Below are 14,767 nucleotides of genomic sequence, written 5' to 3' on the forward strand. Positions count from 1 at the left end.
GATCACACGCTTCGCACGGCGCGCAGCGACTCCTTGAGCGAGCCCATCGTCGCGAACACGGCGGTGGGCTCGTAGCCGCAGTGCGCCATGCAGTTCGCGCACCGGTCGTCGCGGCCCCGCCCGTAGGCGTCCCAGTCGGTGGTGTCGAGGAGCTCCTGGTAGGTCGCGGCGTAGCCGTCGTCCATCAGGTAGCAGGGCCGCTGCCAGCCCTTCAGCGAGTACGACGGGATGGCCCACGCCGTGCACGGGAAGTCGACCTTCCCCTCGAGGAAGTCCAGGAACATCGGCGAGTGGTTGAACCGCCAGCGCTTGCGCCGGCCGTCGGCGAACGCCTTGCGGAACAGGCTCCGGGTCTCCTGCACGCCGAGGAAGTGGTCCTGGTCGGGCGCCTTCTCGTACGCGTACGCGGGCGAGATCATCATCTGGTCGACGCGCAGCTCGTCGTTGAGGTAGTCGAGGACGTCGATGACGGTCTGCGGGGTGTCGGTGTTGAACACCGTCGTGTTCGTCGTGACCCGGAACCCGCGCTCCTGGCACATTCTGATCGCGTCCACCGCCTGGTCGAACACGCCCTCCTTGCAGACGGACGCGTCGTGCCGCTCGCGCAGCCCGTCGATGTGCACCGCCCAGGCGAAGTAGCGCGACGGCCGGAACTGATCGATCTTCTTGGGGATCAGCGCGGCGTTCGTGCACAGGAACACGTACCGCCTCATCCGGACCAGCTCGGCGACCAGCTCGCCGATCCGCGGATGCATCAGCGGCTCGCCGCCCGCGATCGACACCATCGGGGCGCCGCACTCGCGGACCGCCGCGACCGCCTGCTCGACCGGCATCCGCTGCTTGAGCACGTCCGCCGGATGCTGGATCTTCCCGCAGCCCGCGCACGCCAGATTGCACGCGAACAGCGGCTCCAGCTCCATGATCAGGGGATACTTCGTCCGCCCCGCGAGCCTGTTGCGCAGCACGTAGCCGCCGACGCGCAGGCTCTGGCGCAGTGGCATCGCCATTTAGGAGATCTCCTTCAGGTACCGGCCGAGCGCCGAGAGCGGGAACACGATCCGGTACAGGTGGTAGTTGATGTAGAAGTCGCCCGGGAACCCGGTGCCGGTGAAGTGGTCCTCGTCCCAGGTCCCGTCCGCGCGCTGGTGCTCCACGAGCCAGCGGACCCCGCGCTCGACGGCCGGTCCGCGCTCCCCGGCGGCCAGCAGGGCGAGCAGCGCCCACGCGGTCTGCGACGGCGTCGAGACGCCGTGCCCGATCCACGTCCGGTCCCGGTAGGAGCGCAGGTCCTCGCCCCAGCCGCCGTCGTCGCGCTGGTGGCGCTCCAGCCAGCCGACCGCGTCGCGGATCGCCCGCTTGCCCGGCCGGACGCCCGCCGCGACGAGCGCGGGCACGACGCAGCCCGTCCCGTACACGTGGTTGGCGCCCCAGCGGCCGAACCACGACCCGTCCGGCTCCTGCGCCTTCAGCAGCCACACGACGGCCCGCTTGACCACCGGCGAGTCGGCCATGCCGCGGTGCGACATCGCCTCCACGACGTGCGCGGTGACGTCGGCGGACGGCGGGTCGATGACCTCGCCGAAGTCGCAGAACGGCAGCCGGCGGCACAGGGCGCGGGTGTTGTCGGCGTCGAACGCGCCGAACCCGCCGTCCCGGGAGGCCATTCCCGCCATCCAGCGCAGCCCCCGCTCGATCGCCGGCCCGGCCGCCAGGTGCCGGACGCGGCCGAGCGCGAGGATCACCTCGGCGGTGTCGTCGGTGTCGGGGTAGCAGTCGTTGTCGAACTCGAACGCCCAGCCGCCCGGAGGCAGGTCGGGGCGCCGCACCGACCAGTCGCCCGGCCCCTTCACCTCCTCGCGGATCAGCCATTCGGCGGCCCGTTCCAGGGCGGGATGCCCGGCGGGCAGGCCCGCGTCGGCCAGCGCGTTCATCGCGAGGGCGGTGTCCCAGACGGGGGACTGGCAGGCCTCCAGCCGGCGGCCCCCGGCGTCCCGGATCGTGAACCGCTCCAGCCCGTCCAGGCCCCGCCGGACGATCGGGTGTTCGAGGCCGTAGCCCAGCAGGTGCAGCGCGAGCAGCGAGTACACCCAGGGCGGCTGGATCCCGCCCCAGGACCCGTCCCGCTCCTGCCGCGCGATGATCCACTCGGCGGCGCGGCGGAGGGCGGCCCTGCGCAGCCCCTTCGCCGGGCGCCGCTCGTACACGTGCAGGGCCTTGTCGAGCGCCCCGAACGCCGCGTCCCATCCGGACAGGCCCTGCCCGCCGTCATGGGGGACGTCGTAGTCGGGGTACAGCTCGTCCAGCGCGAACGGCAGCGGCCGGACGGGACGCAGCGCGGCCACCACCGTCAGCGGGACGATGGTCTGCCGCGCCCAGCACGCCCAGTCGTAGACGTTCAGCGGGAACCAGCGCGGCAGCAGCACCATCTCCGGCGGCAGCGCCGGCAGCTCCTCCCACGGCCAGCGGCCGAACATCGCCAGCCAGAACCGCGTGAAGACGCGGGTCGCCGGGATCCCGCCCCCGCTCCGTATGAACGCGGCGGCGCGGACCATGTGGCCCTCGTCGGGCCGGTCTCCCGCGAGCCGCAGCGCGACGTAGGCCTCCACGGTCGTGGACAGGTCCGGTGGCCCGTCGTGGAAGTTCGCCCAGGTGCCGTCGGCGGACTGCTGCGACCTGATCCAGCGCGCGGCCTCGACGGTGTCCGCCTCGTCGCGGATGCCGAGGAACTCGCGCAGCAGCAGGTCCTCGGCGTCCATCGTCACGTTGGTCTGGAGCTCGCCCTTCCACCAGCCCTCGGGCGACTGGAGGCGGAGCAGGTGGTCGCGAGCGGCCGCCAGCGCCTCGGCGGCCGTCCTGAGCCTGGCCGGCCCGTCAGGGTGCGGCGGCGCCGCGGTGGGCATCGCCTCTGCGGCGGGCGGCATCTCCGCGATCGGTGCCGGTCCTGTGGCGGGTGCCGGTGCTGTGGCGGGCACCGGTTCTGTGGTGGGCTCCGTGGTCGTCATCAGTGGTCCCGGCGGGTGACGAAGTCGGCGATGTGCAGGAACTCGGTGCGGACGGGGTCCGGCAGCCGCGCGGCGAGGAGGTGCTCGGCGGCGCGCTGGATGCGGCTCTCGGCCTCCATCTCGGCCCACGCGCGCCCGCCCGCCGCCTCCACCAGCGCGGCTGCCTCGGCCAGCTCCTCCTCGGCGGGCTCCTCGTCGGCCGGAAGGGGCCGCGCGTAAAGTTCGGCCAGCCGCGCCGCCTCCGGGGTCCCGGAGTTCAGCGCGGCGACGACCGGCAGCGACATCTTGCGGGACCGCAGGTCCGACTGGGCGGGCTTGCCGGTGGCCGCCGGGTCGCCCCAGATGCCCAGCAGGTCGTCCACGAGCTGGAACGCGAGGCCGAGGTCCTCGCCGAACGCCTCCAGCGCCGTGCACAGCCGGTCCGACGCCCCGTCCAGGACGGCCCCGATCGAGCAGGAGCACGCGAGCAGCGCGGCGGTCTTGCCGGACGCCATCGCGACGCACTCGTCCACGCTGATCTGCCTGCGCGTCTCGAAGTCCATGTCGAGGGACTGCCCGGCGACCAGGCGGCGGACGGCTCCGGCGAGCGCACGTGCCGCCCGCGCCGAGCCCTGGCCGGGCGCCTCCAGCAGGACCTCGCCCGCGAGCGCGAGGAGCGCGTCGCCGGCGAGGATCGCGGACGCCTCGCCGAACACGGTCCACGCCGCCGGGCGGTGCCTGCGCGTCCGGTCGCGGTCCATGATGTCGTCGTGCAGGAGTGAGAACGCGTGGGCCAGCTCGACGGCGACGGCGCCCGGCAGCCCGCTCTCCGGGGGCGCCAGGGCGGCGCGCGCGGACAGCAGCGCCAGCGCCGGGCGCAGCGCCTTGCCCGCCGGCGCCTTGCGGGGGCGGCCCTCCTCGTCGGTCCAGCCGAGGTGGTAGGCCGCGACCCGGTAGGTGCGCGGGTCGAGCCGCCCGACCGCGGCGCGCAGCGCGCCGTCGACCAGCTCACGGACATCGGTCAGCGAAACGGGCACGGCCGTCATCGGTCCTTCACCTTCTCCAGGTGGCGGCGGACCAGGCGGGCGGCGGTGAGACCGCTGCGCACTGCTCCCTCCATGGTGTCGGGCCAGCCCGTGTCGGTCCACGCGCCGGCCAGGTACAGGCCCGGCGCGCGCGTCGCCGCGCCCGGCCGGGCGGCCCCGCTGCCGGGGCGCTGCCGGAACGTCGCGCGCCGCTCCCGCGTCACGAACACCTCCCGGACCTCCGCGCCCCACGCGGCGGGCAGCAGGCGCCGCAGCTCCGGGACGAACCGTGAGCGCAGCTCGGCGGTCGGCATGTCGATCCACCGGTCGGCGGCCGACAGCGAGACCGCGAGGTACTGGCCGCGGCGCAGCCCGCTCACCGCCGTCCGGTCGAACACCCACTGCACGGGCGAGCCGACGGCGGCGGCGAACGGCGCGTCCATGACCGTGCGGTCGTAGACGACGTGCACGTTCACGATCGGGCTGGCGTCCAGCTCGGGCCAGCGCAGCGGGTCGGGCAGCGCCTCGATCGGCAGCAGCCGCGCCGCCGCCTCGTGCGGCACCGCCATGATCACCGCGTCCGCCGCGATCGGCGCCCCGTCCACGACCACCTTCGGGTCGGCGGTGACCGCCTCGACCCGGGCCTTCAGCCGGACGGTCCCGCCCATCTCCGCGATGCGCCGCAGCGCCGGGCCGCCGTGCAGCTCCTCCAGCGGGACGAGCGGCAGCCCGATGTCGGCCGCGTCGGGGCGTCCGAACAGGGCCCGGCGGCACACCATCGCCGACAGCCCGAGCGCGGCCTCGTCCACCTCGGCGTTCAGCGCGGACGTGAGGAACAGCCCCCACAGCGCCTCCCGCGCCCACGGCCGCTGCCCGCGCAGCGCCAGCCACGCCCCGGCGGAGACCTGGTCGAGCGCCGGGTCGTCGGGGTCGAGGCGCCGCAGGGCCGCGGCGGCGCGCACGGCCCGCAGCCGGTCGGCGGCCGACAGCGGCGCGTACCGGGCCAGCGCGGGCAGCAGGTGCAGCGGGCTCGGCAGGCCCGACCTGCGCAGCCGCGCCGGCGGGGCGCCCGCGCGCAGGATGGGGACGTCGAACCTGTCCTGCACGTCGACGAGGTGGTCGGCGCGGAGCCGGTGCAGCAGCCCCTGGTAGGCGGTGCAGCACCGCAGGAACACGTGCTGGCCGTTGTCGACGCTCAGCTCGCCCCGGCCGAACGAGTGCGTGGCGCCGCCCAGCCATGGCCGGGACTCCAGGAGCGTGACCGGCACGCCCGACTCCTGGAGCGCGATGGCCGCGCTGATGCCCGCGAGCCCCCCGCCCACGATGACGACGCTCACCGCTCCACCCCCGACAGCGCGCGCGCCGCCACCACGGCCTTCTGCCAAGTCGGCAGCGACATCCGCGCGTTCAGCGCGATCTGCGGGCTCGCGGCGATGCTCTCCAGGAGCCGCCGGTAGATGCCGGCCATCGCCGCCGTGCACGCGGCGCTGCGCCGGTCCAGCAGCGGCAGCAGCCGCAGCCCTTCGGCGTACCAGGCCCGTGCCCGCTCCGCCTGGAAGCCGATCAGCTCGCTCAGCCGCCATGGCGGGTCGACGAACGCGCCCGACTCGTCCAGCTGCAGCGTGCAGCCGAACCGCGCGAGGTCCTCGGCCGGGATGTAGATCCGCCCGGCCAGCCGGTCCTCGCGCAGGTCCCGCAGGATGTTGGTGAGCTGCAGCGCGACACCGAGCGAGTCGGCGAGGCCCTCGGCCCGCTGCCGGCCCTCGGCCCCGAACACCCCGAGCGACAGCCGCCCGACCGAGCCCGCGACCCGCTGGCAGTAGCGCAGCAGGTCGTCGAAGGTCTCGTAGTCGGCGCCGCGCACGTCGTCCTCGCAGCCGTCGATCAGCTCCTCGAACGCCTCCAGGGGGATCGGGAAGCGGCTCGCCGCGTCCGCCAGCGCGGTCAGCACCGGATGCCCCTCCAGCGCCCGGACGTCCACGCGCCGCCGCAGCACCTCCTGCACGGTCGTCAGCCGCTGCCGCGACCGGTCCAGCAGGTCGAGCCGCACGCACGCCGGCTCGGGGCCGTCGCCGATGTCGTCGATGCCGCGCGCGAACGCGTAGACGGCGCTCATCGCCCGCCGCTTCGGGGCCGGCATCAGCCGGATCCCGTAGGAGAAGTTGCGCGCCTCCTCGCGCACCACCCGCTCGCAGTGCCGGTACGCCTCGACAACCCGGTCGGAACGCTCGCACGCCTCCGAAACCGTCATCGCCCCCTCCTTCCAAGGGCCCGCGCCCACCCGGCCGGCAGCGTGGCCCGCCGTGGACGCAGCGCATGCGCGAGCACGTCGTACCGCCCGCGTTCCAGAGCCGACAGCGCCCCGCGCCCGCCGGCCACGTAGCCCGCCACGGCGATGCGCGCCCATCCCGTCAGGCCCGACATCAGGGGCACGGCGCCGCCGTCCAGCAGTTCGCGGGCGCGGCCTGCCTGCAGCGCCAGAACGCCGCGCAGCCGGGTCGGCGTCACCGGCCGCGCGAGGTCCTCCTCGGCGCAGCCGAACCGGCGCAGGTCCTCGCCGGGCAGGTAGATCCGGCCGGCGCGGTGGTCCTGCCCGGCGTCCTGGACGTGCTCGATGATCTGCAGCGCCGCGCAGACGTCGTCGGACGCGGCCGCCAGCCTTGGCGTGTACGCGCCGAACAGGTGCAGGACGATGCGTCCCACCGGCGCGGCGGACAGTGCGCAGTACCCCTTGAGATCGGCGAACGTCTCGTACCGGTGGACGGTCTGGTCCTGCCGGTTCGCCTGCACGAGGTCGCGGAACGGGTCCTCCGGGAGCCGGTGCGCGTGCACCGTCCCCGCGAGCCTCCGCAGCTGCGGCAGGACGGGCGTCCGCCCGGCGAAGACGCGGTCCAGGTCGTCGTCCACGAGGCCGAGCAGCTTGGACCGCTGCTCCGGCGGCGCCTCGTCGCCGATGTCGTCGACGAGCCGCGCGAAGCCGTAGACGGCCCGCAGGGCGGCGCGGTGCCGGGCGGGCAGGACCCGCGCCGCCACCGGGAAGTTCTCCCGCGCGGCGAGCCGGTCCAGCGCGCGGTCGTGCTCCTCGGCGCTCCAGGGCGGTTCAATGATCACCTAGAGGACATCGACCGGTCCGGCACGAGAGAAACTCTGGCCGAGGTATGGGCTTGTTTAAACGGCGGCGTGTCCGGGGCTGAACCGTTCCGGGGGACGCGGGGCCGCGCGGGCCCGCTCGGTAGCCTCGGGGCATGCCGACCCATGAGCGCGAGATCACCGAGCCCGTCGACCTGTGCACGCCGGACGGGCGCCTCGATCCCGCGGCGGTCGGCTGGACCCGCCGCCCGCTGCACCGCGCGAACCTGCGCGGCTGGGGGCGGGCCAAGCGCTGGGAGTACTGGGGCATCGTCACCCCGCGGCACATCGTGGGGCTGGTCGCCTCGTCGCTTGACTACGCCGCGGTCCACGGCGTGTACGTGCTGGACCGCGAGACCGGCGAGGAGACCTCCAGGGACGGCGTGGTCCCGTTCGCGCGCGGCGCGGTGTTCCCCGACCGCAGCGGCGAGGGGGAGGCGTCGGTGCGCGGGGCGGGGTTCGCGGTCGGCGTCCGGCAGGACCCGTCCGGCTCGCGCGTGCGGGCGCTCGTCCCCGGACTGGTGGACCTGGACGTCCGGATCCCGCTGCCGGACGGCCACGAGTCGCTCGGTGTGGTGGTCCCCTGGAGCGACCGGCGGTTCCAGTACACGGTCAAGGACCTCGGGCGCCCCGTGCGGGGGCGGCTGCGGCTCCCGTCCGGCGACCACGAGATCGGGGAGGGCGCCTTCGCCGTCCTCGACCACGGGCGCGGCAAGTGGCCGTACCGGATGACGTGGAACTGGGCGGCGGCGTGCGGGCCCGGCCTGGCTCTCCAGCTCGGCGGCAAGTGGACCGACGGCACGGGCATGACGGAGAACGCGCTGTTCGTGGACGGCCGGCTCCACAAGATCGGCGAGGAGCTCGACTGGTCGTACGACCGCGCCGACTGGCTGCGCCCGTGGACGATCCGCGGGGCGCGCGTCGAGGTCGAGTTCCGGCCGTTCCATGAGAAGGCCACGCGCACCGAGCTGGGCGTCGTCGGTACCGAGACGCATCAGTGCTTCGGGCACTTCAGCGGACGCGTCCAGAGCGACGACGGCACGTGGATCGACGTGGACGGCCTCACGGGATGGGCCGAGGAGGCGCGTCAGCGCTGGTGAGCCGCGCGTTCAGCGACCGCGCCGGGTCCTCGGGGTGCTGAACGGCGCCGTCCTTCGTTGTCACGGGCGGACAACGAAATCACCACATACTGGACGATTTGCCGGTAGCGCGCTTGCCTCCCTTTCGGGATCAAGTTCTCCTTTTGATCAGGAAGATCGGGGATCTGGTCCGGCGGACCGGGTTCTCGGGGATCCGGTTCTCGGCGACCGGGTTTCCGGGGCCCTGCTTCGGCGGACCGGGCATCGGGGGTGCCGGAAAGAGTCGCGCTGAAAGGGGACCCTGTGAGGCTCAGAACCATTCCGCTACTCGTGGCCGCCCTCGTTTTAGGAGGTGCTGCTCCAGCGGCGGCCCAGCACCGGGCACCGGATTCGTCCGCCGTCGTCCGGACCGACCTCGGGCCGGTGCGAGGCCTGGTCAAAGACGGCTACCGGCTGTTCCAGGGCATTCCCTATGCCGCACCGCCGACCGGGGACCTGCGCTTCAGGCCACCGCAGCCGGCGCGCGCGTGGAAGGGCGTCTACGACGCCACGTCCCCGCGCGGCCAATGCGCGCAACTCCCCGCCCCCTATGGTGGTGAGACGAGCTACGAAGAAGACTGCCTCCATCTGAACGTCACCACGCCGGACCGCAAGAATCGCCGGCACGGACTGCCCGTAATGGTGTGGGTGCACGGCGGCGGTAACACGACCGGCACCGCGAGCATCCACAATGCCGCCAAACTGGCCGTGAACGGCGGCGTCGTGGTCGTCACGATCAACTACCGCCTCGGCCCGCTCGGGTGGCTCGCGGACCCGTCCCTGGAGACCGGCGCAGACCGCGGCTACCAGGCGGGCAACTACGGCCTGCTCGACCAGCAGGCCGCCCTGCGCTGGGTGCGGCGCAACGCCGAGACCTTCGGCGGTGACCCCGGGAACGTCACGCTGTTCGGCGAGTCCGCCGGTGGCGCGGACACCTGCGCCAACCTCGCCTCGCCCACGGCCGCGGGGCTGTTCCACAAGGTCATCGCGCAGAGCTACACCTGTACCGCACCCGTCCGCGCCGAGGCCTCGGCCGAGGCCGAAGGGGCGGCGATCGCCAAGGCCATGGGGTGCGACAAGGGCTCGGCCCCGGCCAATGCCGCGTGCCTGCGCGCGGTGCCCGTCAAGACGCTGCTGGAGACCTTCGAGGCCAAGGCGACGGAGGCGGGCCCCGTCGCGGGCGGCGACCGCGTCCTGCCGCTGGAGCCGGCGCAGGCGATCGAACAAGGCCGCATCAACCGGGTGCCGGTGATGCACGGCAACACGCTGGACGAGATGCGCCTGTTCGTCTCCCTCGGCTTCCCGAACCCCATCACCGCGGCCGAGTACGAGGACGTCGTCCGCTCCACCTACGGCGCCGACGCGGACAAGATCCTGGCCCGCTACCCGGCGGCGGACTACCCCGAACCCAGGCTCGCGCTGGCGGCGCTCCAGACCGATTCCAACGAACTGGTGTCGGCCTGCGCCCACCAGGACGCGTTCCGCCTGCTCAAGCGTGCGGGCGTCCCGGTGTACGCGTACCAGTTCGCCGACCGCGACGCTCCACCGCTGCTCGACGTCCCCGGCTTCGAAGAGGGCGCCGAGCACACCAGCGAGCTGACCTACCTGTTCCCCGGCCTGTACGGCGACCTGAAGCCGCCGCAGGAGCGGCTCTCCGACGCCATGGTGGGCTACTGGACGTCCTTCGCCCGCAACGGCAGGCCGATGGCGCGCCAAGCCCCTGACTGGCCCCGTTTCCGTTCGCCGGACGACGTCCTGTACCTGGCGCCCGGTTCCGGCGGCATCCACCCGACCGACACCACCGAGACCAGCAACTGCTCCTTCTGGAACTCCCTCTGACCCGACGCGCCCGACGCCCCGCCTGTCGCACGGTGCGACAGGCGGGGCGGCATGGCGGAAGATGACCACGCGGAGCCCTTGTTCTCGGCAGGAATCCATGATCCACAACGGGTGCCATTGGACCTCTTGCGCGGACTGGATCTTGAGCGCATCGTGGACCCATCGCGCCGAAGATCATTTCGGCCGCCCCCCAGAGGGAGGAGGATGCGTATGCGCCTTCGCAGGTCAGCCGTTGGTGTCGGGCTCGCCGTCGCTGCGGTCTGCGGCATGAGCGTGCCCGCCCATGCCGCCGACTGGAAGTCCTACGGCCGCTACACCAGCAAGTCCAAGTGCATCGACGCCGGGCAGCAGTACGTGCGTGAGGGGTTCAACTCCTACAAGTGCACGCAGGACCTCGGCTACCCGCCGTGGATCCTCTGGCTCAAGTAGAGCAACGCAGCATGAGGGCGGGTGCGGCCGAAACTCCTTCCGGCCGCACCCGTCTCTGTTGCCGGGCAAATGGGGGGCTGGCTGCGGCGTTTGGCGGGGTCAACTCGTGGTTGCCATCCGGGACGTCTCACCAGTCCAGGAGAAGGCCGTATCCCTTTTGGGCCGCCTCTTCCATCCACTGCAGCGTTTCGTCAGGTGAGTTCTCTGCCAGGAAAGCTTCGAACGAAGGCGGATGAGCCATGTGTGCTTTCTGGTTGGCGGGTACGCGCCTGTTCCATTCGCGGGCCAGTTCGACGAAGGGCGTCGGGTCGATGGGACGGGCCTCCGTTGGGCGCTCCCATCTCGGTGGTGGGCTGACATCCGGTTCGGGCAGTGCCAGGATGCGATCGCGTATGTCGAGCAATGCCGGGCGGGCGGCCCAGGCGTTCGTGCGTGTCCTGGCGTCCTTGGCTCGTTGCCGGAGTATGGTCCATTGCTCGGCGATTCGCTGACTCACCGTATAGGCGTACCAGGCGTCCAGGTACGGTCGGTGGCCGCCGTCCCGCACCTCATCGATATGGGTGCGCCATCGCCGCACCTGGCGGTCCAGATCTTCTGGTTGGTAACTCCGGTACATGGCGAAGCGCCATTCAGCCGGCAGTAGAGGTGTGAGGACCAGTGCGTTCACTCGATGCGAGTTGCCGGGGTGAGGGTCGACGTCGACCATTCCGATGATCTGCTGACCGTCCCTGGCGGGTTCGGCGGGTTCGGCGGGTTCGGCGGGTTCGGCGGGTTCGGCAGAGCCAGCGGGTTCGGGGCGGGGGAGGTGGCCGAACTCGTCGGGGAACCAGTGGCCGGATGCTACGAACGCTGTGGCCTGCGCGTGTATCGCCGCGTCGAGCGAAGTCTTGCTGACTTCCGGGCGTGGCCGCATCCGTACCCAGTCAACGCCCATGGGTCTCCCCTCGATCTCTTGATGTGGATCATTTTGCCGCTGATCGTCGTTTGGTGCGACGTGGGGGCCTGTGGTGGCCTCTCTGTGGCACATTCCTCTGCTGCCGGGTGCGTGGCTGGCGTCTCTTTTTCTCTCGGTATTGGTGTGGTGCTGGTGGGTCGGTGGCTGAGGTGCCTTCCGTAGGTTGTCTCGCTTGTTTGTCTTGCTGCCGGTTGCTGTCACTTTGGTTGCGGTCGTTGGAGTGAGGTTGGGTTTTGTCGTGGCGGTCTGTGCGTGGTTTTTGCTCCTGCCGCGCTGCGCGCGGCTGGTAGGCGCCTAGGTGGTGGCTGGTGGGGCGGTTCTCTGAAGGTGGCTGTGGTGCTTCTTGTTGATTAAAGAAAGTCGGAGAAAAGATGTGATGATGGCGTGGCATGTCTGAATTGCCGCAAGCTGTTGAGGTGAATGTGGCATAAAATTAGGGTGGGGATTAAGGGGGTGAGGTTTTGTGTTGATGTCCGCCGCGACGGTCGATCATGAGCGGGAATGGGGCGAGCGGGCGGGGTGCCTGCCGGTCGTGCGGCTCTCTGGCCAGAAGGAGCGGCTGGCCGATCTCGCCGATGACGAGCTGCTCGAAGTCGCCAAAGCCGCTCGGCGGCATGCTTCGTGGGCGCAGGCGCGGGAACTGGCCGCCATCGCCGAACTTCACCGGCGCCGCACGGACGCGGAAAGTGACGACGAGCTCGACCCGCGCTTCCTGTCCGCGCACGAGTCGGTCGTCGAAGAGGTCGCCGTCGCGTTGACGGTCACCGGCAACGCCGCCGCCACCCTTGTGCACGTGGCCGACCGTCTCACCGGGCCCTTGGCCGCGACCGGCGCGGCACTTGAAGCCGGACGGATCGACCTGGCCAAAGCCCGCGTCATCTGCGACGCCACCGACGGCCTTCCCGGCGAGGCCGCCGAGCTGGTCGAAGCCGCCGCGCTGGAGAAGGCGTCCGACCAGACCACCGGGCAGTTGCGCCGCCGTATCAAGCGCATCGCCCAACGGCTGGCTCCCGAGTCGATCGAGGAGCGCAAGCGGGAGGCTGAGCGCAGGCGACGGATGGAGCTGTGGGAGAACCCGTCCGGTACCGCCGACCTGGCGCTGTGCGATCTGGCCGTCGAAGACGCCCACGCCGTCTACAACAAGATCACCGCCGCCGCCCACGGCCTGAAGGACGAGGGCGACCCCCGCCCGCTCAGCACCATTCGCGCCGACCTGGCCCTCCAACTCCTCCACGGCACCGACCTCCCCGAAGCCATCCGAGCCGTCCTCACCCAGACCTGCACCACCCCTCGGCCCCCCGCCCCCGCAGCCACCGGCGTTCAGGTCGGTGGTGCTGAGGTCACTGGCTCCGGTGTCATCGGCGCGGAGATTGTCCGCGCCACGGTCGGTTCTACCGGCTACGCCGTTCGCAGTGCTTCCGCCCGTCTGGACGACGACGATGGCGGTGTGGATGCGGCGGTCGCCTCATTGGCCGAGGTTGTCGGGGGGCTTCTGGCCGATGCCAGTGAGCGCGCTCGGCCCGAGGACAGGCGCGCCGCCGTCGGAGGGGCATTGCAACGCATCCACCATCGGCTGGCCGGGGCTCGGGACATGGCCTGCCAAGGTGATCAGCCGAGCCACGGACGGCCCGGCTACCGGCCGCCTGCCCAGATGCGCCGCGAGGTCGAGGCTCGCCACGAGACCTGCGTGTTTCCCACATGCAACCAGCCGTCGCACCGCTGCGACCTCGACCACACCATGCCGTGGCGGCCCGGCATCACCTGCCGCTGCAACCTGGCCCCGCTCTGCAGACGCCACCACAGGCTCAAGCAGCGTCACGACTGGAAGCTCTTCCAGATCTGGCCCGGCCTGTTGATCTGGGTCACTCCCTCCGGCGCCTGGCGCATCGTCCGCCCCGACCGGCAGTGAGCCGCCACGCCGCAACGATGACACGGCCCCGGAGGGAAGGGCCAAGGTCGCGTGTCGGGCGCAACTGTTTGAATGCGGCCATGACCGCCGCAGATCTCGCCCAGCGTCTCCCGTCCATCGCCACCGTCCGGGCGCTGAGCCAGTCCTTCGCCGTCCTCGACGCGATCCTGAGCCCGGAGGGCTACGCCACCTACACCTTCGACGGCCAGTGGGCCGAGGGCCAGGAACTCGCCTCGATGGACAACGGCAGCGGCGACGAATACTCGATCGCCTTCACCCCCGCCGGCGCCTTCATCCGCGGGTTCGACCACGAGTCGCAGATGAGCCCGTACGCCGACGACGACTACGCGCTCTGGCCCGGCCTGGTCGAGTCGGTCCCGGAGCAGTTCGCCGCCCAGGCCACAGAACCGGCCTTCAGCCATGACTGGGGTGCAGGATCCTTTCTGGCGGCCACCGTCTGCCTGTGGCGCCTGAACGACGATCCGGCCTGGAGGACCGGGGACATCGAGTACCCGCCACAGGAGGAGCAGAGCGGGGCCCCCGACGGGTCGGACTGGCTGTTCGACCTCCTGGCCAAGGGCACTCCCGAGGCCTACTGCGCCTACGCCACCGACTACTTCGAGGTCTCCCTCGACCCCGCCGCCGTCAGGGAGATCTTCGAACACCGGCCCTTGACCGACGACCTCATCCGGCGCCTCAACCCGGACACCGACCTCGCCTCCCTGACCGAAACGCTCGACATCGTCGGCTACCCCTTCACCGCAGAGAACGCATAGCCGGCGCGGACGGCCGAGCTGAGGAGACCTGAAAGGCTCCCTCGAAGTCGAGCGCCCGCAGGAGCGCGCCGCCCGTGGCCTCTGGCTCAAGTGGAGAACGCACCCGTCCTTGTTGCCGGGCACATGCCGCCCTAGTCGAGGCGCTCGGTGAGGTTGACGGTGACGGTGTCGCCCGCCTCCTTGCCGAGGGCCTTGAGGAGCTCCGCCTTCACGGCGAGTTTGTGGTTGCCGTCGCCCAGTGCCATGAAGGAGCCCCGGAACGGGTGGCCGTCGACGGTCCCCTTGACCTTCACCAGGCCGCGGGTGCCGAAGAAGTCCGCCGACTCGGGCCAGACGACGTAGGTCCAGCCGCCCTTGGCGGGGCTCTTCCGCAGGGTCTCGGTGAACTCCTTGTCGAGCGGGGTGCTCTTCGTCTGCGCGGTCATGGTGCGTCCTCTCCGGGCCTCGTATCACCCATGCTGACGTGTTGTGAATGAGACCACGCGGGGCGGCGGAACTCATCGGTCCGAGGACGACCGGCTCGCACCTGCCCGCCCCGAAGGCTCGTCGAGCGCTGTCGTGCCGGGTGCAAGTAGCTTGATGTCGAGATAAATTGGAGATAGCTTG

General features: G+C 71.6%; 13 protein-coding genes. 5 read left to right on the forward strand and 8 right to left on the reverse strand.

Features of this window, described 5'->3' with window-relative positions; all coding sequences use genetic code 11:
- Positions 1-2: 2 nt before the first annotated feature.
- From hpnH to hpnC, 6 genes are read right to left on the reverse strand one after another with little or no spacing between them, the layout of a single operon-like run.
- Positions 3-1,007 carry an adenosyl-hopene transferase HpnH gene (hpnH, locus tag AB0C21_RS32025; protein WP_500209258.1) on the reverse strand — a complete coding sequence of 335 codons (1,005 nt, stop codon included), beginning with the start codon at positions 1,005-1,007 and terminating at the stop codon, positions 3-5.
- On the reverse strand, positions 1,008-3,002 hold the full coding sequence (gene shc / locus AB0C21_RS32030) for a squalene--hopene cyclase (protein WP_500209260.1): 1,995 nt from the start codon (positions 3,000-3,002) through the stop codon (positions 1,008-1,010). It lies immediately after the preceding gene.
- Entirely contained in the window at positions 3,002-4,027 is a 1,026-nt protein-coding gene (locus AB0C21_RS32035; RefSeq protein ID WP_149264820.1) for a polyprenyl synthetase family protein, read from the reverse strand. Before AB0C21_RS32035 ends, shc begins: the two co-directional genes overlap by 1 nt.
- Complete coding sequence (hpnE, locus tag AB0C21_RS32040; protein ID WP_500209262.1) at positions 4,024-5,343, reverse strand: hydroxysqualene dehydroxylase HpnE; 1,320 nt, start codon at positions 5,341-5,343, stop codon at positions 4,024-4,026. Before hpnE ends, AB0C21_RS32035 begins: the two co-directional genes overlap by 4 nt.
- Positions 5,340-6,257 carry a presqualene diphosphate synthase HpnD gene (gene hpnD / locus AB0C21_RS32045; protein WP_500209264.1) on the reverse strand — a complete coding sequence of 306 codons (918 nt, stop codon included), beginning with the start codon at positions 6,255-6,257 and terminating at the stop codon, positions 5,340-5,342. The genes hpnE and hpnD overlap by 4 nt, the downstream gene beginning before the upstream one ends.
- The gene (hpnC, locus tag AB0C21_RS32050; protein WP_500209265.1) at positions 6,254-7,117 is read right to left on the reverse strand and encodes a squalene synthase HpnC; all 864 of its coding nucleotides are present in this window, start codon (positions 7,115-7,117) and stop codon (positions 6,254-6,256) included. The genes hpnD and hpnC overlap by 4 nt, the downstream gene beginning before the upstream one ends.
- Before the next feature lie 134 nt (positions 7,118-7,251).
- Between hpnC and AB0C21_RS32055 the strand changes: the two genes are divergently transcribed.
- From AB0C21_RS32055 to AB0C21_RS32065, 3 genes are all read left to right on the forward strand, one after another.
- Entirely contained in the window at positions 7,252-8,235 is a 984-nt protein-coding gene (locus AB0C21_RS32055) for a DUF2804 domain-containing protein (protein WP_500209267.1), read from the forward strand.
- Between the two features lie 309 nt (positions 8,236-8,544).
- Positions 8,545-10,092, forward strand: a complete 1,548-nt coding sequence (locus AB0C21_RS32060) for a carboxylesterase/lipase family protein (protein ID WP_500209488.1) — start codon at positions 8,545-8,547, stop codon at positions 10,090-10,092.
- A 267-nt stretch (positions 10,093-10,359) separates the two neighbouring features.
- Positions 10,360-10,521: a hypothetical protein gene (locus AB0C21_RS32065; RefSeq protein WP_500209269.1), complete on the forward strand. Its 162-nt coding sequence runs from the start codon at positions 10,360-10,362 to the stop codon at positions 10,519-10,521.
- 127 nt (positions 10,522-10,648) lie between these two features.
- On the opposite strand, the gene AB0C21_RS32070 is transcribed toward AB0C21_RS32065, so the two are convergent.
- The gene (locus tag AB0C21_RS32070; RefSeq protein WP_500209271.1) at positions 10,649-11,455 is read right to left on the reverse strand and encodes a hypothetical protein; all 807 of its coding nucleotides are present in this window, start codon (positions 11,453-11,455) and stop codon (positions 10,649-10,651) included.
- Between the two features lie 490 nt (positions 11,456-11,945).
- Here AB0C21_RS32070 and AB0C21_RS32075 point away from each other — a divergent pair, with 490 nt between their 5' ends.
- Positions 11,946-13,385, forward strand: a complete 1,440-nt coding sequence (locus AB0C21_RS32075) for an HNH endonuclease signature motif containing protein (RefSeq protein ID WP_500209273.1) — start codon at positions 11,946-11,948, stop codon at positions 13,383-13,385.
- A gap of 80 nt (positions 13,386-13,465) precedes the next feature.
- Positions 13,466-14,161, forward strand: coding sequence for a hypothetical protein (locus AB0C21_RS32080; RefSeq protein ID WP_500209275.1), 696 nt, complete (start codon positions 13,466-13,468; stop codon positions 14,159-14,161).
- Positions 14,162-14,292: 131 nt separating this feature from the next.
- On the opposite strand, the gene AB0C21_RS32085 is transcribed toward AB0C21_RS32080, so the two are convergent.
- On the reverse strand, positions 14,293-14,586 hold the full coding sequence (locus AB0C21_RS32085; protein ID WP_500209277.1) for a DUF1905 domain-containing protein: 294 nt from the start codon (positions 14,584-14,586) through the stop codon (positions 14,293-14,295).
- Between the last annotated feature and the right edge of the window lie 181 nt (positions 14,587-14,767).

This window comes from Spirillospora sp. NPDC049024, assembly GCF_040649235.1.
Lineage (GTDB): Bacteria > Actinomycetota > Actinomycetes > Streptosporangiales > Streptosporangiaceae > Spirillospora.